General features: G+C 43.1%; 18 protein-coding genes. 13 read left to right on the forward strand and 5 right to left on the reverse strand.

Features of this window, described 5'->3' with window-relative positions; translation table 11 throughout:
* Positions 1–8: 8 nt before the first annotated feature.
* Positions 9–836, forward strand: coding sequence for an SDR family NAD(P)-dependent oxidoreductase (locus I3252_RS07070; RefSeq protein WP_238034680.1), 828 nt, complete (start codon positions 9–11; stop codon positions 834–836).
* Between the two features lie 7 nt (positions 837–843).
* Here I3252_RS07070 and I3252_RS07075 read toward each other — a convergent pair whose 3' ends face one another.
* The 3 genes from I3252_RS07075 to nadA form a co-directional block, all read right to left on the reverse strand.
* Entirely contained in the window at positions 844–1,737 is an 894-nt protein-coding gene (locus I3252_RS07075; RefSeq protein WP_238034681.1) for a phosphatidate cytidylyltransferase, read from the reverse strand.
* A 78-nt stretch (positions 1,738–1,815) separates the two neighbouring features.
* A complete protein-coding gene (nadB, locus tag I3252_RS07080) occupies positions 1,816–3,723 on the reverse strand; it encodes an L-aspartate oxidase (protein ID WP_238034682.1) in 1,908 nt (635 codons plus the stop codon).
* Position 3,724: 1 nt separating this feature from the next.
* On the reverse strand, positions 3,725–4,864 hold the full coding sequence (gene nadA / locus I3252_RS07085) for a quinolinate synthase NadA (protein ID WP_238034683.1): 1,140 nt from the start codon (positions 4,862–4,864) through the stop codon (positions 3,725–3,727).
* Between the two features lie 285 nt (positions 4,865–5,149).
* Here nadA and I3252_RS07090 point away from each other — a divergent pair, with 285 nt between their 5' ends.
* The 4 genes from I3252_RS07090 to I3252_RS07105 all read left to right on the forward strand — a co-directional run bounded on the left by I3252_RS07090 (position 5,150) and on the right by I3252_RS07105 (position 9,865).
* Positions 5,150–6,238 (forward strand): hypothetical protein, encoded by a 1,089-nt coding sequence (locus I3252_RS07090; protein ID WP_238034684.1) that lies wholly within the window; start codon positions 5,150–5,152, stop codon positions 6,236–6,238.
* A gap of 170 nt (positions 6,239–6,408) precedes the next feature.
* On the forward strand, positions 6,409–7,269 hold the full coding sequence (gene nadC, locus I3252_RS07095; RefSeq protein WP_238034685.1) for a carboxylating nicotinate-nucleotide diphosphorylase: 861 nt from the start codon (positions 6,409–6,411) through the stop codon (positions 7,267–7,269).
* Between the two features lie 278 nt (positions 7,270–7,547).
* Positions 7,548–8,189, forward strand: coding sequence for a MarC family protein (locus I3252_RS07100; RefSeq protein WP_083475671.1), 642 nt, complete (start codon positions 7,548–7,550; stop codon positions 8,187–8,189).
* A gap of 293 nt (positions 8,190–8,482) precedes the next feature.
* Positions 8,483–9,865 carry an NAD(P)/FAD-dependent oxidoreductase gene (locus I3252_RS07105; RefSeq protein WP_238034686.1) on the forward strand — a complete coding sequence of 461 codons (1,383 nt, stop codon included), beginning with the start codon at positions 8,483–8,485 and terminating at the stop codon, positions 9,863–9,865.
* Between the two features lie 168 nt (positions 9,866–10,033).
* Here I3252_RS07105 and I3252_RS07110 read toward each other — a convergent pair whose 3' ends face one another.
* Positions 10,034–10,636, reverse strand: a complete 603-nt coding sequence (locus I3252_RS07110; protein WP_198330101.1) for a LysE/ArgO family amino acid transporter — start codon at positions 10,634–10,636, stop codon at positions 10,034–10,036.
* Positions 10,637–10,803: 167 nt separating this feature from the next.
* Between I3252_RS07110 and I3252_RS07115 the strand changes: the two genes are divergently transcribed.
* The 3 genes from I3252_RS07115 (at position 10,804) to I3252_RS07125 (ending at position 13,063) form a co-directional block, all read left to right on the forward strand.
* Complete coding sequence (locus tag I3252_RS07115; RefSeq protein WP_238034687.1) at positions 10,804–11,535, forward strand: hypothetical protein; 732 nt, start codon at positions 10,804–10,806, stop codon at positions 11,533–11,535.
* A gap of 243 nt (positions 11,536–11,778) precedes the next feature.
* On the forward strand, positions 11,779–12,465 hold the full coding sequence (locus I3252_RS07120; RefSeq protein ID WP_238034688.1) for a hypothetical protein: 687 nt from the start codon (positions 11,779–11,781) through the stop codon (positions 12,463–12,465).
* A gap of 40 nt (positions 12,466–12,505) precedes the next feature.
* Positions 12,506–13,063, forward strand: coding sequence for a hypothetical protein (locus tag I3252_RS07125; protein WP_198330098.1), 558 nt, complete (start codon positions 12,506–12,508; stop codon positions 13,061–13,063).
* A 145-nt stretch (positions 13,064–13,208) separates the two neighbouring features.
* On the opposite strand, the gene rluB is transcribed toward I3252_RS07125, so the two are convergent.
* Positions 13,209–14,156, reverse strand: coding sequence for a 23S rRNA pseudouridine(2605) synthase RluB (rluB, locus tag I3252_RS07130; RefSeq protein ID WP_238034689.1), 948 nt, complete (start codon positions 14,154–14,156; stop codon positions 13,209–13,211).
* 772 nt (positions 14,157–14,928) lie between these two features.
* Between rluB and I3252_RS07135 the strand changes: the two genes are divergently transcribed.
* From I3252_RS07135 to I3252_RS07155, 5 genes are all read left to right on the forward strand, one after another.
* The gene (locus tag I3252_RS07135; RefSeq protein ID WP_238034690.1) at positions 14,929–15,837 is read left to right on the forward strand and encodes a polysaccharide biosynthesis/export family protein; all 909 of its coding nucleotides are present in this window, start codon (positions 14,929–14,931) and stop codon (positions 15,835–15,837) included.
* A gap of 9 nt (positions 15,838–15,846) precedes the next feature.
* A complete protein-coding gene (locus I3252_RS07140) occupies positions 15,847–16,323 on the forward strand; it encodes a low molecular weight protein-tyrosine-phosphatase (protein ID WP_238034691.1) in 477 nt (158 codons plus the stop codon).
* Positions 16,324–16,354: 31 nt separating this feature from the next.
* On the forward strand, positions 16,355–18,616 hold the full coding sequence (locus I3252_RS07145) for a polysaccharide biosynthesis tyrosine autokinase (protein WP_238034692.1): 2,262 nt from the start codon (positions 16,355–16,357) through the stop codon (positions 18,614–18,616).
* A 49-nt stretch (positions 18,617–18,665) separates the two neighbouring features.
* Positions 18,666–20,669 carry a nucleoside-diphosphate sugar epimerase/dehydratase gene (locus tag I3252_RS07150; RefSeq protein WP_238034693.1) on the forward strand — a complete coding sequence of 668 codons (2,004 nt, stop codon included), beginning with the start codon at positions 18,666–18,668 and terminating at the stop codon, positions 20,667–20,669.
* A 66-nt stretch (positions 20,670–20,735) separates the two neighbouring features.
* Complete coding sequence (locus I3252_RS07155) at positions 20,736–22,052, forward strand: oligosaccharide flippase family protein (RefSeq protein WP_238034694.1); 1,317 nt, start codon at positions 20,736–20,738, stop codon at positions 22,050–22,052.
* Positions 22,053–22,054 lie beyond the last annotated feature (2 nt).

Here is a 22,054-nt window from a genome sequence, read left to right on the forward strand (position 1 = left end):
ACTTGCAAATGAAAAATATCACACAGTCTACTTCAGTGCATAAGCCATCGCATCTTATCGTTTTTGGCGGTACGAGTGGACTTGGCTTGGCGTTGGCGCTGCATCATCAAGCGCTTGGCTGGCAAGTGAGCGTGGTTGGTCATAGCGTAGAGAAGATAGCCCATATTAATAGTCAGCATCCTGACATTGTTACTCACTGCTGTGATTTAACCGATAGGGCGCAAACACAAACGTTGTTAGAGAGTTGGTCTGATATCAATTTTCAAAGATTGATTTATAGTGCGGGTAGTTATAGTAATGAGCGTATTCATCAACTAAACCAGGCAGACAGCGATAAAATGCTAGCAATTAATTTGCAAGCGTTCGAGCAAGTTTTTAGGTGGGCGAGTGAGCATTTAAAGCACCAAAGCAGGCTTCAGAATCAATCACTGAATTTCAAAAATAATGATAGACCAAGCCTCATTTGCATCGCTTCTATCGCAGGCATCATGGATTATCCTTATGCCAGTCTTTACGCCAAAAGCAAACGCGCGATGATTGCGACTGCCAGCGCTTATCGAGCGGCACTTGCGCCGTATCATATTCAAGTCAACTGCATCGCCTCAGGTTATATCGATACTCAAGCATTACGCGATTTGAATGACGGCGATGCCAGTCATAAGCCATTCGTCATCAGTACGCAAACGGCGGTTGAGAATGTTATGCAAGCCATTGATGATGATGTTGAGCTGGCAGTATTTCCGCGCTCCATGCGTTATATTACTCGGGCGCTCAATCATTTGCCTAAGCCTATGCTTAACTGGATATTGCGCAGTAAATTGGATAAAACGACTTGATAACAGGTTACCCAAGCAGCCAATAAAACAAGGTAAATAGCGGCACGCCAATGAGCAAGCTATCTACTCTGTCTAATACGCCGCCATGTCCGGCGAGCATCGTACCCGTGTCTTTAACCCCGTGCTGACGTTTAAAGGCGGACTCTAATAAATCTCCAGCGATACCACTGACCGCTAAGCCGTAAGCGGCTAATAAGCAAATCCACCAGTTAAAAGGCGTGAGCCAAATGCCTAATAGCGTTGCCAATATCGCTGCTAGCATACTGCCGAAAAGAGCGCCTTCGATACTTTTATTCGGGCTAATGGTTGGGGCAAGACCACGCGTAAACAGCTTGTGACCAAGCAATCGTCCGCATAAATACTGGGCAATATCATTAAATTGACTGGCGAATAACACAAAAAATAAAACGCCATACTGCTCGCGCTGCCAGATTAATTGTTGTAAAGCAATGAGACTGACAATCATTGTGATAAAAGCAAAGCTAAAGATTAGGTCTAACAGATTTAGACGCGTATAAGCTGGAGTAGAATGGGAAGAGGTTTGGCTAAAAGGCAATATCTTGGGTTGTAGACCGCGCGCTTGCAGTTTCTCAATCAGCACAGCTTTGTTGCGCAGACACCATAAGCGTTTGATCTCATAGCCGCCACGCAGACCAATTAAAACGAAAAAAGCGATGAGCAGCCACTGGTAGGGGTATGTGTGAGCCTGTAAGGGTTGGCTATGATCCGTTACCTTAGCGATAACATAACACGCGCAAAGCGCCGCTAACATGAGCCACCATGAGCGTGCGATTAAATAGATTTTCGGTAAGCGCTGACGTAAGCGAGGTAGGGCAAGTATCGCCCAAACCGAACTGACGACTAACATTAGAACGATCACAAATCGTAAATCAGAAGCCATGTTTTTAGCACTTTGAGGTCAATAGAAAACGGTGGATCACCGTTTTGTCATGGCTAAAGTGGCAGCTTCCAATTGCTGTTAGATGTTAGCAATTGTATTTACCACTCTAGCCTCTGTGTCATCGATTATAGGCTGAAGCAGCCAATCAATGCCACCCTCTTTGCTACCTGTTTTGTCAGCTTCTCTCAACTTCGATAATGGCGCAATCACACTGGTTCGAGGTGTGGTTGCCAAATGTGGATAGTCTTGACGATAGTGACCACCGCGACTCTCATAACGCTGATAAGCTGACTGAATAACCAATGTGGCTAATTGTAATTGTCGTGCTAATTGAAATAGTGTCAGCTCATTAGCAGTGATAGTACTATCTAAAGTACTCATACTGGACTGATTTAACCTAGTTTTTTCAAGCCATTGCTGTATCTGTATTAACATTTGCTCTAATGATTCAGCATTTCGGGTGATACCCATATAGGAAGTCATTAAAACTTTCAATTCTGTGACTATTTTGCCAGCATAATCATGGGTAATGATATCAGTGTCATCACAATGAGATAAATTAAATAGAATGGTAGGAGAAGAAGGAAGCTTAATAGTTTGAATATCTTTGAGCGTTGGTGCTGTCCAAATGGCAGTTGCTAATAAGTTCGAGTGATCATAACTGGCAACGGGAGTTAGGTTTTCTAATGCTTTTAAATATCGTGGTAAGTCAGCGGCGATATTGCGCCCAACGACTACACATTCTAAAAGTGAATTACTTGCTAAGCGGTTAGCCCCATGCAAACCTGTATAGGCAACTTCGCCAGCTGCATAAAGCCCTGCTACATCGGTTACACCATTGGCGTCAGTAACCACGCCACCGCAACTATAATGCGCAGTCGGGGCAACGGGGATAGGTTGTTTCGTGATATCAATATCAAGCTCTAATAGGGTTTGATAAATCTGCGGGAAATGCTCTTGCAAAAATTCCGCTGGCAAGTGACTAACATCAAGATTGACGTAGCCAAGTCCATTCTTATTAATTTGCTCAGCGATGGCACGGGCGACGATATCTCTTGGAGCCAGCTCTGCCCGTTCATCAATTTCCAACATAAAGCGCTTGCCAGTTTGCGGACAGGTCAGCCGCCCACCTTCACCGCGTAGTGCTTCCGATATTAAAAAACTACTGTCTGCCACTGCTAAGCCCGTCGGATGAAATTGAATAAATTCCAAATTAGCCAAGCGACAGCCTGCTTGCCACGCCATCATCACACCATCGCCGACACAGACATTTGGTGCACTGGCACGCTTAAATAATTGACCCATGCCACCACTAGCCAGTATGACTGCGCGACTATAAAAAGTCAGTTGTCGTTGATTATTATGATCAAAAACTTGCGCCCCTTGGCATTGCTCATTTGGATTGGCACTATTTGTTAAAAGGCTCAGCGCTTCATGATAAGGCAAAATAGTGATATTAGCAGCGTTTTGCGCCTTTATAGTCAAGGCTTCCATAATGTGTCGACCAGTCGCATCATCCGCATGTGCGACCCGCCTGCAACCATGCCCGCCTTCTTTGGTTAAATGTAAGTCGGCAGTTTGTAGTTCAGTCTGTAGTTTGGTGACAGGTTCTGCATTATCTTCTTGCGGTATTTGGGTAAAAGGCACACCTTGCTCACATAGCCATTGAACGGCCTGTTGCCCGGCACTTAAAATGCGACTGGTATTATTAGCTTCGCATAACCCTGCGCCAGCGATTAGGGTATCGGCAATATGGTCAGCGACAGAGTCCTCTTTATCCAAGCTTGCCGCGATGCCACCTTGGGCATAATGACTGGAGCAAATCTCTAAGGCGGCTTTGCTCAATACAGTAATATTCAGCGATTTTGGTAATGCTAGAGCTGTGCTTAAGCCTGCTAATCCCGCGCCAATGATAAGCACATCCGTTTGTACCATAGCAGCAGGGCTATCGAGATCTAATGATTCCGCTGTCAATGCCGCGCTCATATTAGGCAGCCCCGACATTGGCAAACAGCTCACGGTCTTTGACAATATTGCCGCTCGCTGTCACACGCTGTTTTTGTGATTCGGCAAAATCAAGCATGCGTTGCAAGGGTCTTCTAGCCGCGACTGCCAGCTCAGGCGTCATCAAAACTTCACCGCTGCGCTGCGTTAAGCACTGTTCAATACCTTTTAGACCATTCATTGCCATCCATGGGCAAAAAGCGCAACTCTTACAACTGGCGCTTTCACCTGCAGTAGGTGCAGCCAAAAACCGCTTGGTTGGTGAGCGTTTTTGCATTTCGTGCAAAATACCCAAATCGGTAGCGACGATAAAGGTATCGGCATCCATCTCATAAGTCGATTGCAATAGCTTACTGGTCGAGCCAACCACATCGGCGAGCGCCACCACGCTATCAGGGGATTCAGGATGCACCAATACTTTGGCGTTTGGATGTTCCTCTTTTAATTGCATTAGCTCGGTCGCCTTAAACTCATTATGTACGAGGCACGAGCCTTGCCAAAGCAGCATATCTGCGCCAGTCTCAGCAGCAATATATTTACCTAAATGGCGATCAGGCCCCCAGATGATTTTTTCACCATTCGCATGTAAATGGCGAATGATATCGATGCCAACCGATGACGTCACCACCCAGTCGGCACGAGCTTTGACGGCGGCGCTGGTATTGGCATAAACGACGACTGTACGCTCAGGGTGAGCATCACAAAAGGCTGAAAACTCATCGGCAGGACAGCCCAAGTCAAGCGAGCATTCCGCTTCTAGGTCTGGCATCAGTACGGTTTTTTCCATACTTAAAATTTTCGCCGACTCACCCATAAAGCGGACGCCAGCGACCACTAAGGTCTGGGCACTATGCGCTTGCCCAAAGCGTGCCATCTCCAGCGAATCACCCACACAGCCGCCCGTTGCCAATGCCAAATCCTGAATAAAGGGGTCGACATAATAATGGGCGACCAATACTGCATTATGCGCTTTTAATAGCTGTTTAATGTTTTCCTCGACTATGAGACGTTCAGCACGCGGCAAGTCTGCTGGCATTTTAGCTTTGGCATATTCAATATTCATTTGAGTGGCAATGCGATTGTCATTACTCATGATGGGCGCGTCGTAAGGATAAGTTTTCATAGATGCAAACCTTTTAGGCAGTAACGACAAGCAATATGCCGCTAAAAATAAGTCAATTAATACCGCTGGCTAATCAGAAGTTTTAATTATGCTCATTTTGAGCATAAATACAAGTATTTTTTATACATTTATGATTTGTACATTTATGATTTATAAAGACTCATTTTATATAATTACAACCACGAACTATGATAATCGTTGATTCAAGCTATACTGAGCAAATGGTTAACAGCTTAGCAGTTGAGCTTTATTTAATAATTAAAATAAAAGGTAATCACTAAAGTCATGACGTTGTCTTATTCACACGCGCATCAGCAAGGTAGTGGCACCACAGAAGTCGTGGCCGTGCTAGTCGCCATTACTGAGCATACCGCTAGGGTCTTAACCGTTGATCAAGGAAAGCTGTTACCCAATGGTCCATTGATGCCGTTGCATCGTTCCTTGCAAGCTGGCGTGCGCCAATGGGTTGAGGAGCAAACACAGCAACCACTTGGTTATTTGGAGCAGCTCTATACCTTTGTCGATACCAATAGGCGCAACGTTGATGGTCATGCACTGGTCTACGTGAGCTATTTGGGACTGGTGCAAGAGACACAAACGCCGCAGCTACAAAGCCAAGCATTGTGGCGCGATTGGTATGATTACTTTCCTTGGGAAAATCATTTGGATGGCATACCTAGCATCATTATGAATAATATTGTGCCAGCATTATTGAGCTGGGCAGATAGCGCTAAAGATTCAGGCATTCAGCAGCGCCGCCGTCAGCGTATTGGTTTATGTTGGGGTGTAAGTGAAGCGCTCTTAGTGGGTGATATGCCCACAAGTGAAAATCCGGATAATGAGTACACAGCCTATGAGCATTATGAAAATAGAGAGTGGGTCGCTGAGCATGTGTTACTGCGCTATGAGATGCTGTATGAAGCGGGACTGATACCGGAAGCGCCAAACTATCCACCCAGCTATTCAATGAATCATCAAAGCGTTCATCAAAGTGCTCACCAACCGAGCCATCAGAATAAGCTACCTGAAAACTGGTCACAGCTCATTGGTGTGCCGATGTATTATGATCATCGCCGAGTGATTGCAACGGCTATTTCACGGCTGCGTGCCAAGATTGAATACCGACCGCTTATTTTTGGCTTGATGCCAGATGTATTTACCTTGTCACAATTACAACAAAGCGTAGAAGCGCTTTCAGGAGTGCGATTGCACAAGCAAAATTTCCGTCGTTTGCTAGATTCACAAAAACTTGTGATGGAAACAGGACAGAGTAGTAGCGCTCAACGTGGTCGTCCTGCCAAGCTTTATCGCTTTCGTCATGATATTGAACTACAAAGCTTATTGATGGATAGTAAGTTGCCTAAGCGTAAATAGGCGTTAATAGACTACCTTGCCATCTTTATTTTGATGATTATAAAACCCTATCAGCTGCACAAAATGATTATGGTTCCTTGCGAGGCTGTTAACTTTACGCTATATTTATGCTCATTTTGAGTTTAATTGCATAAGCATATATGAACGCCACGTTTATTTAAGGGTTAAAAATGACAGTTAAAAAAGAACCAGCATTGGATGATGTATTGCTTAAACCTTTGGTCGAAGCTGCGCTAACTGAGGATTTGGGCAGACGCGGAGATGTCACATCACAAGCCACCATTCCAGCCGATATGCAAGCGAAGTTAGAGATTAAAGCGCGGCAAGCAGGCGTGATATGTGGTATGGATTTGGCACGTTTATCGTTTGCCATGGTTGATCCTCAGATTGAGTTTGTGGCTCAAGTTGCTGATGGTGAATGGGTTGACGCGGGTACAGTCTTGGCTAGTGTGCGTGGTAATGCGTGCCATTTACTGACAGCAGAACGTACCGCGCTCAATTTTATGACCCACTTGAGTGGCATTGCGACAGATACCAGAAAAATTGTAGATAGTGTGGCAGAGTATCCTGCGCAAATTACTTGTACACGTAAGACTATTCCAGGCTTGCGCATTGTACAAAAGTACGCGGTACGCTGCGGCGGCGGGCGCAACCATCGTCTGGGACTGGATGATGCTATTTTAATCAAAGACAATCATATTGCCATCGCTGGTGATATAAAGACTGCGATTAAACAAGCCCAAGATTTCGCTGGGCATTTAATTCCTATCGAAGTAGAAGTCGATACTTTAGCGCAATTAGCGCAGGCACTAGACGCTGGCGTGAGCTTGGTGCTATTAGATAATATGTCCCCTGAAATACTAGCGCAGGCAGTAACGATGTGTAAAGGTCGCGCTAGAACAGAAGCTTCAGGTGGTATTACTCCTGAAACGGTGCAAGCAGCAGCAAAAACGGGTGTTGATTTTATTGCCATGGGTTATTTGACGCACAGTACCACGGCATTAGATATCGGTCTTGATTTTAGCGCATGATTTTCAACATGCCTGTCTCCACATACCTGTTTTAGCGATTAGGCTTGATGAGGTTATTTACCCGCTAAATAGTGGCTGATAGGTCAATGTTTAGCCTCTATTTTCGTTGATAGTCTGCTGCCAGAGAGGTAAGCAAAGTTAATGATTTAATTAGCTTATCTGCCTATGATACAATATAAGCTACAAAGTTATTGTTAACCATCTATTGGGTCATCGTTGCACTCGCACGATGACCTTATCTTTTTGCCCGATTTGACTAATAGACAAGCGAGCGCTCAGTGAATACTGAAATCATCAAGATAATCTTAGCCTTTATGGTACTGATTAATCCCTTTAGCGCTTTGACGTTATTTTTGGATTTGACCCGTGGTTATTCGATGAATAATCGACGCAAAGTGGCGCGTGTTGCTTGTTTGACGATTTTTATCACTATTAGTTTCTTTACGGTAGCAGGCGAGACATTGCTAAAGGCACTTGGTATTTCTATCGGCTCGTTTCAGCTGGCAGGTGGTATCTTGGTGTTTTTGATTGCTCTTAATATGATGAATGGCGACGGTAATCCCGTGAAGCCGGATCAAGAAAACTTCGATGTTGACCATGTACAAGACGCGCCGCCCACCATGGCAGCAGCGGTTGTGCCTATCGCTATTCCAATGATGATTGGACCGGGCGGTATCTCGACGGTGATTATTTATTCTTCACAAGTCTCTGGTATTTTGCAAGTATCTGCCATATTGATTGCTGGTTTATTTATCAGTCTGTTTTGTTATCTAGCACTGATGGCGGCAGGTCGTATCAGTCGCTTGCTGGGTGATACTGGATTGAACATCATGAGCCGAATTATGGGGATGTTATTGGCGGCAGTTTCTATCGAAATTATCGTTAATGGCTTACGCACTTTATTTCCTGATTTAGTGTAATGACTCTGCTACCTTATGTTTGTCCGTCAATTTTTTGATTTATTCCTCAAAGGACGTGTTGAGTATTCAACCCTAGCACTGACAGTGCCGATTTATGCATGTTTAATACGCCCTAATGAAAAGCATGTGCCAACTCATATCAAATTTAAAAACCAAAGATTCGGTTAGAAGCCCTTTTTGGAGAATAGTCATGTCTTAAGCTATGGCTAATTAATCACCAAAAGTATTCGAAAAAACACCATTCATAAAAATATGTTACAGTGGACAGACAACTATTATCATAGGAGTTAGTCTTGAGTAATAAAAGAATTGCTATTTTAGGTGCAGGTCCAAGTGGTTTAGCACAATTACGCGCTTTTGAAGCAGCTCGTTTGGCTGGCGCAAAAAACTTACCTGAGATAGTTTGTTATGAAAAGCAAAACGCTATTGGTGGCATGTGGAACTATAGCTGGCGCACAGGGTTAGACAGAAATGGTGAGCCTGTTCACGGTAGTATGTACCGTTATTTGTGGTCTAATGGTCCCAAAGAGTGCTTAGAATTTGCTGATTATTCGTTTGACGAGCATTTTGGTGAAGCGATCCCCTCATACCCACCGCGTGAAGTCCTAAAAGACTACATTATGGGGCGTATCGATAAACAAGATATCCAAAAATACATTCGCTTTGAATGCCCAGTACGTTGGGTTTCATTTGATGATGACACGCAAAAATTCACTGTGACGGTGATGAATCATAAAACCAATGAGCAAGAAGTGGAAGAATTTGATTATGTCGTGGTAGCGACGGGTCATTTTTCCACGCCCAACATGCCTTACTTTGAAGGGTTAGAAGCTTTCCCCGGTCGTATTCTGCACGCGCATGATTTTCGTGACGCCTTAGAGTTCAAAGACGAAGATATTTTGCTCATCGGCAGTAGTTATTCAGCCGAAGACATTGGCACGCAGTGCTATAAGTATGGCACCAAATCAGTCACTATCAGCTATCGCACGCAAGCACTCGGCTATGACTGGCCAGAGGGTATCAAAGAAGTGCCTTTGGTCACCCATTTTGAAGAAGATGTGGCGCATTTTGCCGATGGTAGCAGCCAAAAATTTGATGCCATTATTATGTGTACTGGTTATCTGTTTCATTTCCCCTTTATGCCCGATGAGTTACGTCTGCAAACGCATAACTGCTTATATCCAGCCAACTTGCACAAAGGGATTTTCTGGCAGCCAAACCCAAAGCTCATTTATTTAGGTATGCAGGATCAGTACTTCACCTTTAATATGTTTGACGCTCAAGCCTGGTATGCACGTGATGTGATGATGGGCGATATCGAATTGCCTGAATTGGTACACCGTGAAGCAGATGAGAAAAAGTGGTTGGCAACTTATGCGAAGTGCGTGACGGTCAGTGATTCAATCGACTTTCAAGCCGCTTATATTCGTGATTTAACCAATGCGACCGATTATCCAGAATTTGCAGTTGAAAAACAGGGTGAAATCTTAAAAGAGTGGCAAAAAGACAAAGCCGATAATATTATGACCTTTAGAGAAAAGGCGTATCGCTCTACGTTAACAGGCACGCTATCGCCTGAGTTGCCAGAGCCTTGGTTGGACGTCCTTGATGACTCGCTTGAGCATTTTTTGAACTTAACCTTCGTTAAGCCTAAAAAGCGTAAAAAAGTATCGTAAATAGTAAAAGTTCAGATTCCAAAAAGCCAAACGCATTTATACAATGTGTTTGGCTTTTTTATACTTATACTTATACTTATACTTATACTTATACTTATACTTATACTTATATGTAGAAGCTGTGTTAACGGTTTAGCCTATCACCTATTTTTGCCTTTATCGCTGTTTTTAACTTCGGTAAAGGTGCCAAGCCAAATACAACATGAGTATCCCTACCAAAGCATCGAGTATATTCCACGCTTTTGGTTTGGCAAATAATGGTTTGAGTAATCGAGCCCCATAACCTAACGCAAAAAAGAAAAAGAATGAGGCGCTGACTGCACCGACTGCAAATGCCAGCTTACTACTAGCACCCGTTGAAACCATGCCAACGAGTACCAATGTATCTAAGTAAACGTGTGGGTTGAGCCAAGTAAAGCCAAAACATAATAGCAGGGCTTTTTTTAAGCTGGTGACGACTTGTCCCTCGACGGTGAGTGCATGTGTGACGCGCACACTGGCATATAAGCTCTGCAATCCATAGCCTAGCAAGAATACGACGCCAGCGAATTTTGCGATATTGACCACTTGCGGATATTGCGCCGTAACCGCGCCAAAACCGCCAACGCCAGCAGAGATTAACAGCGCATCACTGACCGCGCAAAATAAGCAGACAAAAAATATGTGCTCGCGTTTGAGTCCTTGTTTGAGTACAAAGGCGTTTTGTGAGCCAATCGCGATGATGAGCGATAGCCCAAGTAAGAATCCAGAGGTGTAGTCGGTCGCATTCATAATAGTGTGCTTAGCAGGGGGCGGATGAGAGGTGTTGACATTTTGCTTACTGGCAGAGCGGTAAAAAGCTGTTAAGATACGCTATTGGATAAATCTATGCAATACGAGCGCAATAAGCGTGCACGGGACGAGGGGCAAGGTAGGTCATGGTGGTAAGTCTGACAAGAATGCTAAAGTCATTTGGGCAAGCTCAAGATGACCTGCCAACGCTAGCAGCCAAAAATGCTCAGGAGATGGCTATCAGTCAAGATATAGAGGTGACTGATAACAATGATGAGAACGATCAAACTGTCAATCAGCGTTCTGTGCTGACGCCTCCTGAGCGTGCAGGTCGTATTTGTGATGCTTTAGCACAAGTGAGTGATATCAGAACGCCGACGCCATTGACTGATCGCTATCTGTCCAATCGTGCTCAGATGCGCCCGACCAATAGACCGCCTTTTGACCCCGATACCTTGTGGTATCTCAAACATGGACGCTGCCCGATTATGACTGAGCTTGTTGATGTGGTTGATGAAGCCACCCTAAATGCCATGCCCATTGAGGCGGTTGCGATACTAGACCGTATCAATGGTAAGTTAAAACGCTATCGTGAGTGGAGCAGTGAGCTCAATGAGCAGCAACAACAGCAGCATAATGAACGCCAATTTGTCATCGATAAGCTGGTGTCAGAGAGCATTCCAGAAGCCCTACATCATTACGAGCAATTACAGCGTTTTAGCCCGCACCGTACCAAAAACAGTATGGTGCAAGGAAAAATGACGGCAGGTGACATGCTGACGGATTTGTTTTTAGAGATTGATTATGAGCTTGATGAATTGTTAGATGAGCTGCACCAAACAGTGATGAATCGTTTGGCTTCAACGCACCGTTATGTCAAAAGCCGGACAAAAAGTTAATTACTAATAGATAATAGCTGTTAATTGGCATTATAAAATTAACATAATCCAGAGCTTTGATTAAATTGGGGACACGCCCTAACATGGTTTTCACACAAGCGACGCAATGCATAACAATATAGGGCTTTAATAGAGCCTTATTTTTTTGTTTAATAATAACTATCTATCTTATTTAGAATAATAAGAAATTTAAAATAACAAGAAGTTTACCAAGCCATTTTATTCAAAAATTAGGATACTCTAATGACTCAAGTTACTGCGATGTTTGTCATGTTCATTTTATATGGAGTGTTACCAGTCGCTGGGCTATATCTGGGGTATCGTGGTGTCAAAAAAATGACTGCGCCTAAAATGCTTGAGTACAAAGCGATGCCGCAATTGGGTTATATCCCAGAAAAAAGCTTGCCTGTTGAAGTCAAAACAGCACTTGACCAAATCAATGAAAAAGGGGAGAAGCTGCGGGTCATTTATGGCGATACCAATAATGATGGCAAGATAGACGATAAAGACACGGTCAATGAAACCTATATCATAATTCAAAATTTAATGGACAGGCATGTGCCACTTGCTGTGACTGACTATCGCCGCTTGCACGACTTAGATGTGGGGGATGGCGCGCGCGCTGACACGACCAAAATTAAGCACTCTAATGTGACTGGAAAAGAAGCGCTATTAGATGTATTACGTACCATTAATACTCAGTTTGATGATTTACTGAATGCCTCTTATCATCAAGATGGTCAAAAGCTGCTGGCGACCAACCGCTATCTACAAAAACGCTTTAATAATCCTGCTACTACGACAGATATGCAAAAGCTCGATAGCAATGTTAGTAGTGCTAATGCTAATACCGATATAGAAATTAAAGCGATTGAAAATCCAACTGGCGCAACTGGTAAGAATGTGAGTGCTGAGAATATTAAACTGTAAAGGCAAAGTGGTGTGATTAAACGATGAAGAGTAAGGGTATATGAGCATCTTAATAGGCATTGGCATTGTAACGACCGTCACCACCTTTTATTTGGGTAAAAAAGGCTGGCATGCGCTACACAAAGCGGTCGGTATTTCGCCAGGTGTACTCACTTATCAGGATTATGATACACCGTTGTCATTGTCCAAACTCAGTTGGCAGCAACTAAATTTAAATAAAAAATACCTGAAAGATTTGTCAGAGCCACAGCTGCGCCAATTAAAACGTATCGATGAAAAAGTAACCCGCTATCAAGCGTATCAAAAATCACTACAAGCTCAGCATAAAACGCCTGCCGTAACCGAGCAGCAGTTTGTATTGAATAAGATGTTGCACACTAGGCTGCCTGAAATGCTTGCCAGTCATCATCATCTAGCGAATGTCAATATAAGCGCTGACAATGCAGATAATGAAAAAAAGGCGGAAGCCAATCAGTTATTACAGCAGGTATTTAATAATATTGAGCAGCGTCTAGATAGATTATTAGAACAAATGGAAAGTCAGCAGTTGCAAGAGCTACGAGTAATGAAGAATTATATTAATAGCCACGATAGCTAAATATAAGTCGTCAGGTTGACAGCTACTTTTTATATTATTTCTATAAAAAAAGCTGCCAATGATAAATAATCATTGGCAGCTTTTTTGTGGTCTACTTTAAAACTATTGAAGATTCAAAGTCACACTACATTTTACATTCAGGCGATTAACGCTTGTCGTTGCGGTCACGAGTATTGCGCGTACCACTGCTGGCAGGGCTAGCACTACTTTTAGGCTTTGCGCTGCTGTTGCGATTGTCGCTACCACTGCGGCTATCGCTACGACTGTCAGTAGCGCGACGCGCTTTAAGCGGTTTGCTTCTGATACGCTCTTGCTTCTCTTTCGCTGCACCATGCAGACCAGTACCATAACGAGGACGCAAGCTCACTAGATCGGTCAACGTATTGATGTCTTTTCTGTCGAGTTCTAAGAAACGACCAGTACGTAGCTCTTTTGGTAGGGCAATCGTACCGTAACGCGTGCGTAGTAGACGGCTTACTTTCAGGCCTTGTGATTCAAACAAACGACGCACTTCGCGATTACGACCTTCTTTTAGTTGGACGTGATACCACTTGTTGACGCCTTCACCACCGCCTTCTTTGATATCTTCAAACTTTGCAAGGCCATCTTCTAGCATAACGCCAGCCGTTAGCGCACGAGCGATCTCAGGCGTGACTTCACCCAATACACGTACCGCATATTCGCGCGTGACTTCGCCAGATGGATGCATCAAGCGATGCGCCATCTCACCATCATTGGTAAACAATAATAGCCCAGTTGAATTGATGTCCAAGCGACCAACCATCACCCAGCGATCATGAGTCAATTTTGGTAAACGCTCAAAAACGGTTGGACGGCCTTCTGGATCTTTAGCAGAGCAGACTTCGCCTTCAGGTTTGTAGTAAGCGATAACACGGCGACGCTTCTCGTTTTCAGAGGTGTATTTAATCTGACGACCATCAACGCGAATCTCATCGCCTTGCTCGACGCGATCACCAATGGTCGCAGGTCCGTTATTAACAGTAACACGCCCTGATTTTATGACTTCTTCCATTTGACGACGTGAGCCAAGACCCATACGGGCGAGGGCTTTCTGTAATTTTTCATCTTTCATAATCATGTCCTTGAGTCGGTGGGTTTACATTTCTCAATGTAAAAAATTGGATTGACTATTCTACGCTATTTTGATGACTTTAGCACGCAAACCAGTATCTACAAACGGTATTAATTTATCGTTTTATATTAATAAAATAAAGTTTGCTAAATTAAAAGAGATTTCTAAAATAAAAGTTGATTAAGTTGTGATAAAAGTAGGGTATTTGCACACAAATGCTTATATTTATTTTTTAATAAAACAGTAAGTTCTCTAAGTATTATTAAGATAAGTTAAGCAACATAACCAATACTAAATTTCTATTTTCGACAGCATGAACCCTAAAAAATACTGCTAACTCCTTTGAATATGTCTTTAGATTTAGATTTTTCTGTCTTTTTGTTTTTATCGATATATGTTATATGCCTTTTGTGAAAAGGGTTTACGTAAAATACATTAACTAAGAAAATTGTTCTTACATCAATGTTTATAAATATTGCGTTATGTATAGTTTAGGTGTATATTCAATAAATACATCCTTTTTTATGAATATATTGATAGCAGCAAGACACTTATTTTTGATTCACGAATATAAATATGAGTAACTGTTATGGTTTATAAATATTTCATTTCTGTACAAAAGCGCTCCTTAATAATAAGTGCGTCTTGCTTATTGCTGACAGTATTGCTCAGCAGTTGCACAATAAATTCAGGACTTCAGTCTGGAAAATTACCCGAGTCAGGGACATTCACTGCAGAAAACGGTCTACAATTCTATATTCAACCTTTGAGTTTGGCTAATCTACCAGCTAAAGAAGCCGTCATCCTTGATCGAGATTTATATCATTTAGTAAAAACATCTGGGCGTGTCAGCTATGGCATTGCTAAAGGGGATGTTCTCAATATTATCCTGACCAGTTATCCAGATATTAATGCCTCAACGTCTAGTCTGACCGTTGACCAGCAAGGGTTTATACAATTTCCCTTAGTAGGGAGAGTCAAAGCCAGCGGTCTCAGTGTGCCGCAGTTCACTGCCACTTTGCAAAGTAAGCTTCAACGCTATCTCAAATACTCAGATCCTCAGGTCAAAATCATCAACTACCGTGGTAGTAAGTTTTTTGTGGATGGTGAGGTCAAGCAGTCTGGTGAGTTTGTTATCGCAGATGTGCCCATCTCAGTATATGGTGCTATTTCTATGGCGGGTGGTACGACTGATACGGGTGATTCAAACCATATCGTATTAAATCGTCAAGGCAAAATTTACAAGCTCGGTATCCAATCATTGAATCAAGTGGGGCTGTCTGCCAATCAAATATACTTACAAGACGGCGATGCTATTCATGTCAATAGCCAAAGCCGCAATAAGGTCTATGTATTGGGAGAATTTGGCAAAATTGAGCCCGTTGCTATTCCTGAGCAAGGGCTGAGCCTAGCGCATGTATTAGGTGAGTCAAATGGATTGAATTCTAATACGGCCAATGCGGCCAAAGTATATATCGTTCGGGATAATCCAAAGTATCAATACACCAATATTTATTATGTCGACATGCAGAGCATCACAAGTTTTGCCTTGGCCAGTCGTTTTGACATGCAAGCCAATGACATTCTTTATGTTGATCCAACTGGCTTGGCGCGCTGGAATCGTATTATCAGCGCCATACTGCCTTCAACATCAGCAATCAATGTGATTTCAGGGATATAGGAGTCAGTGATGGGAGCGTTTGATCAGATCTTGGTTGTTTGTGTTGGCAATATATGCCGCAGCCCGATGGCCGCTGCCATATTAACGGCATATTACCCAGAAAAACACATCGACTCTGCTGGTTTGTCAGCGCTCGTAGGTCACGCAGCTGATGCCAAAGCGGTTGCATTGATGGCCACTCATAATATAGACATCAGTGCTCATATCGCCAAGCAAATTGATGAAGCATTAGTCAGTCAGTCAGATTTAATTTTGACGATGACAACCAGCCAAACCAAATGGATTGAAAATCAGTGGCCGCACTGTCGCGGAAAAACCTTTCGAATAGGGCATTGGCTTGATAAAGATATTGCTGACCCTTATCAGCAGGATGACTCAGCATTTGAGAAGAGTAGACAAGATATTATCGATAGTCTTGAACAATGGACTGACAAGATTAGCGACGCGACATCGATTAGAGCGTTGAAGTTCAGCGAATGCTATTAAACGATCAACATTGAGCGATGAGTATATGGTTATGAATAATATGGATTCAAAAGACCTATCAACGTCTACGGGCGAAAAAAACAATGACGACATCGATTTAATGGCGCTGGTTTTAGTATTGTTACGCGGTTGGAAAATCATTGCTCTCATGGCGATATTGGGGCTTTTACTAGGGCTTTTGTATACCCGCTATGTGAATCCCATCTATAAATCAGATGCGCTGATACAGATTGAAGAAAATACTCAAGGAATAGAGGCGCTTGGTGAGAGTATCTCAGAGTTGGTTGGTGCAGAAGTCAGCAAAGCGGAGACAGAAGCAGAGCTGATACGATCACGTATGATATTGGAGCCAGTGGTTGAGCTATTGCACCTGCGCATTAAGCTAACAGATACCAATATTGGTCATCTTGATAGAATAAAAAGCAATCGTACTTACACGCAATTAAACACACCGGATGATGTGTCACTTGATACCAAAAATGGCATAGTGAAAGTCCGCCAATTTGATGTATCACCAGCGTACTTAAACCAACCTTTCACACTAAAAAAATCTGCTACAGGGTTTGTTTTGAGCAATGGTTTTGATGAATTCAAAGGTCAGCTTGGTCAGGCGCATCAGTTCAAAGGGTTGGACGGTCAGATTAATATCACTGTCACAGAGTTACCTGCTGATGGTTACCCAATTAATATTAGTAAGCAGACGATAAAGGCCACGACTGACGCTATCAACAGCGCCTTATCCGTTGAAGAAAAAGGTCAAAAAACGGGTATTATTCAGCTGTCGATGACGGGTCCCAACCAAGAGCAAATCACGACTATACTCAATCAGATCGTCCGATCTTACGTCGATCAAAACCAATCTCGCGGTTCTGAAGAAACGACCAAAACACTTGCCTTTATGGAAACGCAGATCCCTCTATTAAAAGAAAAATTAGAGACTTCTGAGGCACTGTTTAATGACTTTCGTAAAAAATATGGCACGATTGATGTGGGTAAAGAAGCCGAGTTGTTATTGAATGAGAAGTCCCGCATCGATGAGCAGCTCAATGAGCTTAAACTCAAAAAAGCAGACCTAACCACTTATTATACCGAAGAACATCCACTGGTCATCCAAATTAATGAACAGCTCAAAGTGCTCAATAATAGAACAAGAGAGATAGATAATACCATTGCAGGTCTACCTGAAATACAGCGAGAGTTTCTAAAGCTATCAGAAGATACGGCAATCAATCGAGAAATCTATCTGACGCTGCTCAAAAATTATGAGCAACTTAAAATCGTCAAGGCTGGTCAAATCGGCTATGCCCGTATTATCGATTCACCGACCAGTACCTTTAATGCCATTGCACCAAATAAACTACAAATCCTGATGCTGATCACATTGATAGGCATGATGTTTGGGGTGATGCTGGTGCTCTTGAAGAACCTTATTAGAAATGTCGTAAAAGATCCAGAGCATTTAGAGGTCACAACGGGCATCCCTGTCATTGCAACGATTCCACGCTCACCCTTACTGTCGAGGTTGAGTAAAAAGAAGAATACCACCCCTCGCATGCTCGCTCATGTTGATCACAGTAGTTTGAGTTATGAGGCGATCAAAAGTTTAAGAACCAATTTGATGTTTGGTATGCCAATGGGGACAGCGGTCGGACAGCCCGCGCAAGTCATATTGATTACTGGGGAGAGCCCTGGTGTGGGCAAGTCGTTTATCGCTGCTAATTTATCAGAGGTATTTGCCCAGCTCAACAAAAAAGTCTTGGTCATCGATGGTGACATGCGTTTAGGTGAGCTGCATAAAATGTTTAATATGAGCCAACATGATGGTCTTGCCGATTATTTGTTGCAGGATAAAAAGCATTTTTCTCCGATTGATGGTACTCGATCAGACAGTGAAGTTTCTAGCCTAGGGGTCGAAAGCTTTATTCATCCCACTGGTATGGAATTGATTGATTTCATACCGCGCGGACGGCAGCCGCATAATCCTACCTCCTTATTGATGGGCGAAAAATTCAATCATTTGATGGCAGTATTAAAAACTCAATACGATTATATTGTCATCGACTCACCCCCGATATTGGCGGCGTCAGATGCTATGGTACTTGCGCAACATGCAGACAAAGTGCTTATCGTTACGAAGTTTAATCATTCAATAGAAGGGCAGCTGGTTTATGCGATCAAGCAAATGAATAAAGCCAATGTACAAGTAGATGGCATTATTCTCAATGATGTACAGCAGGGTCTTATGGATAAATATAGCTACCATTATCATTATGCCTATGGAGATAACCGCTAGTTTGCGTGGTTGTCGCTCATAAGCAAACCAACTTAATTGGGTGGATATTATGTTTATAAAAACAGAGTCAAACAATGCTTATCAATCGTCCAGTGGTTTTAATCAATGGTCGAAGCGTGTGGCTCTGTATTTATTGTCATTACCACGCCTGACGAAAAGCACCCTCTTATTTAGTATAGATTTTGCCATGTCGATCTTTTGCCTATTATTGGCATTGATGCTACGACAAGGGTATGTGGCCTCTCATATCAGTCTTGCAGCATTGGCTTTTTATGCATTCGTGCCGGTTGCTAGCTTATATCTTATTGGTTTTTATCGAAGCGCCTCTCGAGGGTTTTTTGATGCAGTGATGGGTCGTGTGCTGCAACTGTTTTTTTTACTTATTATTGTTTATCAAGTCATCATTTATTTGAGTCCATCAGCGACGATACCGCGCTCAGCCCCCGTTATATTTTTATTTCTATTTTTTATTTGGCTGTGGAATAGTAGGCTCATGATCCGTGCGTTACTGAAACGTCTACAGGGTGCAGGTCAAAGCCGTCGTCCAGATGCCTGTTGTGACAACGTGATTATCTATGGTGCAGGAGAAGCTGGTAGAGAGTTGCTAGAAAGTTTGAGGCATTCTTATCAGTACAATGTGGTGGCGTATATCGATGACGACCCGCAGCTTACTGGGGCTTATTTGCATGGCAAACAAATATATGCAGCTCACGCGCTTCCGTGGTTGATAGAAAAACTCAATGTGGCGCAGGTGATTTTAGCCATGCCCTCTATGAGCCGTGGTCGTAAAAAACAAATTATGGACAGTCTGTCAGGTATCTCCGTTAAGATAAAAGACTTGCCAAGCTTACGTGAGCTTGCTGATGAGATAGTAACTGTCAGTCATATACGACCCGTTGACATATTAGATGTGCTCGAACGAGAAACAGTCGAACCTGTTGCGGAGTTGCTACAAAAAAACATCACGGGTAAAAACGTTCTCGTTACAGGGGCAGGTGGCTCAATCGGTAGTGAGCTGTGTCGGCAAATCATCAAAAATAAGCCTAAATGCTTAGTGCTATATGAACAGTCTGAGTATGCTTTATACACCATAGATCAAGAACTTAGTAACCTCAAAAAAGCGGATGCTGATTATCAAAATATTGAGATTATTAGCATTATCGGCAGTGTCAGTAACGAAAAAAAATTAATCAATATATTCGAAAAAAACCATATAAAAACGATTTATCACGCTGCAGCCTATAAGCATGTGCCTATTGTTGAGTCCAATCCCTTTGAGGGCACCATCAATAATACCAAAGGCACCTACCATTGTGCCCGTGCTGCGATACAGGCGCGCGTTGAGACTTTTGTGCTGATTTCTACTGACAAAGCCGTGCGACCTACCAATGTCATGGGGGCGTCCAAACGCTTGGCTGAGCTGGTCTGCCAAGGATTGAGCCAAAGTAACAGTCAGACTTGTTTTAGCATGGTGCGTTTTGGCAATGTTTTAGGGTCATCAGGCTCTGTGGTGCCGTTATTTACCAAACAGATTGAGCAAGGCGGTCCGATCACCATCACCCATCCAGACATCACACGCTATTTTATGACGATTCCAGAAGCGGCCAGTTTGGTTATTCAGGCAGGTGCGATGGCATTCGGTGGTGAAGTGTTTGTGCTTGATATGGGCGCACCCGTCAAAATTGTTGATCTGGCAAAACGTATGATTCGTTTGACAGGTTGTGAGCTAAAAGATGATAGCAATCCCAATGGCGATATCGAAATCGTATTTACTGGCTTGAGACCGGGTGAAAAGCTCTACGAGGAGTTAATCATTGGTGAAGACAATATCGAACCTACTTTTCATCCATTGATTATGCAAGCAATGGAGCACAGCTTTCCTTTACAAGATATCGAAAATATTTTATTTGAATTTGCAGAAAAAGCAAAGCAGCAGGATGTGGTCTGGCTGAAAACCCAGTTTAAGTTTTTTGTCGAAGGTTACCGAGAAGGATCTGATAAAGATGTCGAGGTAGAGAAAGTAGATACCACACTGACCAATGAAATGGGTTAATAGAGAGAGGCGCGCTGTCATAAATTCCTTACAAGTTCTGTGAGTCACTAAATTGGACAATATGTCATGAGCTCTGGAGTATTTTCATCGATACAGAGCACAATAAGCAGGTTGAAAACCAGTCATTTTGTGCGAGATGTGGTCATGGTCGGTGGCGGGATTGCTGCTGGACAGGCCATCGCCATGATTTTTATGCCATTTCTCACCAGACTGTACAGACCTGAGGATTTCGGTATTGCTGCTGCCTTTACTGCTATCGTCAGCATTATTACCCCGATTGCCACTATGGGCTATGCAAATGCAATCGTGATGCCAGACAGTGACGAGGATGCTGCGGCCATTGCCCGATTGTCTATATTGCTCAGTGTGGTTATAGCTGTCTTCTCATTCATTGTTGTCTATGTCGGTAAGTTTCATTTGGCAAGTTGGATGGGTATGGAAAGCACGCCAAACATGTTATATCTCATACCATTAACGCTATTAGTCGGTGCTTTTCTTTCTGTCGCTGATCAGTCTGCTATTAGGGTGGGCTTATTTAAAGCGAAAGCTCGAGCTTATGTGGAAAGCAAGCTTGTGACAGATAGCAGTAAGCTGATAGGCGGTATGCTAGCACCTTCAGGGATGTTACTTATTTTATTGACGATAGCAGGGCAGCTCACAAACTTTATCATGCAGATGCTTCGTGTACCTAGAGTAGGTGTATTAAATGTCCGTCATTGGTTTGGTACTAAGGGTGTTCGACATGCCGCCATATCGCAGCGTGATTTTGCGATATATCGTATGCCACAAAGTATCCTGAATGCGGCTTCAGTGGGGTTGCCAACTATCTTGTTAGCGTCATTATTTAGTGCCTCTTCTGCAGGGCAGTATTCATTAGCTGTTCTTGTGCTTGGTGCACCCGCGATGCTGTTAGGTCAGGCGGTTGGAGAGGTCTTCTATCCTAAAATTACGCGTGCCATCACAGCAAATTCATCTGAGGCTTATCAATTTTTATTAAAAGTGACGTTGATTCTATTGGTAGTTGGTATTGTGCCATTCGGTACGGTGTTCGTTTTTGGCGATTATCTTTTTTCTTTAGTGTTCGGTGCAGAGTGGGCATTAGCAGGTAGTTATTCGCAGTGGCTGTCTATTTGGCTTTTGACCAGCTTAGTGTCTGGTGCGAGTACTGCGGCATTGCCAGCATTACGTTTACAGCGATTCCTTTTGATTAGAGAAGTGTTTGCAGTGGTATTTCGTGCTGCAGCGCTGTATGTAGGTTTTTACGTTTTTGAGTCAGATATGATAGCCATTGCCCTTTTCTCATTTGTTGGGGTTTTGCTCAGTTTATCTATCATTTATGTCGCTTTTCGGCGTCTTGTTCATATCGATGAAGTGGAGCAGTAGGT

Source organism: Psychrobacter sp. Ps4, from assembly GCF_022129285.1.
Classification (GTDB): domain Bacteria; phylum Pseudomonadota; class Gammaproteobacteria; order Pseudomonadales; family Moraxellaceae; genus Psychrobacter; species Psychrobacter immobilis_A.

Excerpts from the sequence above, each read along its gene's own strand:
- I3252_RS07070 (WP_238034680.1), top strand. The coding sequence starts at position 9 with ATGAAAAATATCACACAGTCTACTTCAGTGCATAAGCCATCGCATCTT.
- I3252_RS07075 (WP_238034681.1), bottom strand. The coding sequence starts at position 1,737 with ATGGCTTCTGATTTACGATTTGTGATCGTTCTAATGTTAGTCGTCAGT.
- nadB (WP_238034682.1), bottom strand. The coding sequence starts at position 3,723 with ATGAGCGCGGCATTGACAGCGGAATCATTAGATCTCGATAGCCCTGCT.
- nadA (WP_238034683.1), bottom strand. The coding sequence starts at position 4,864 with ATGAAAACTTATCCTTACGACGCGCCCATCATGAGTAATGACAATCGC.
- I3252_RS07090 (WP_238034684.1), top strand. The coding sequence starts at position 5,150 with ATGACGTTGTCTTATTCACACGCGCATCAGCAAGGTAGTGGCACCACA.
- nadC (WP_238034685.1), top strand. The coding sequence starts at position 6,409 with ATGACAGTTAAAAAAGAACCAGCATTGGATGATGTATTGCTTAAACCT.
- I3252_RS07110 (WP_198330101.1), bottom strand. The coding sequence starts at position 10,636 with ATGAATGCGACCGACTACACCTCTGGATTCTTACTTGGGCTATCGCTC.
- I3252_RS07115 (WP_238034687.1), top strand. The coding sequence starts at position 10,804 with ATGCTAAAGTCATTTGGGCAAGCTCAAGATGACCTGCCAACGCTAGCA.
- I3252_RS07120 (WP_238034688.1), top strand. The coding sequence starts at position 11,779 with ATGACTCAAGTTACTGCGATGTTTGTCATGTTCATTTTATATGGAGTG.
- I3252_RS07125 (WP_198330098.1), top strand. The coding sequence starts at position 12,506 with ATGAGCATCTTAATAGGCATTGGCATTGTAACGACCGTCACCACCTTT.
- rluB (WP_238034689.1), bottom strand. The coding sequence starts at position 14,156 with ATGAAAGATGAAAAATTACAGAAAGCCCTCGCCCGTATGGGTCTTGGC.
- I3252_RS07140 (WP_238034691.1), top strand. The coding sequence starts at position 15,847 with ATGGGAGCGTTTGATCAGATCTTGGTTGTTTGTGTTGGCAATATATGC.
- I3252_RS07145 (WP_238034692.1), top strand. The coding sequence starts at position 16,355 with ATGAATAATATGGATTCAAAAGACCTATCAACGTCTACGGGCGAAAAA.
- I3252_RS07150 (WP_238034693.1), top strand. The coding sequence starts at position 18,666 with ATGTTTATAAAAACAGAGTCAAACAATGCTTATCAATCGTCCAGTGGT.
- I3252_RS07155 (WP_238034694.1), top strand. The coding sequence starts at position 20,736 with ATGAGCTCTGGAGTATTTTCATCGATACAGAGCACAATAAGCAGGTTG.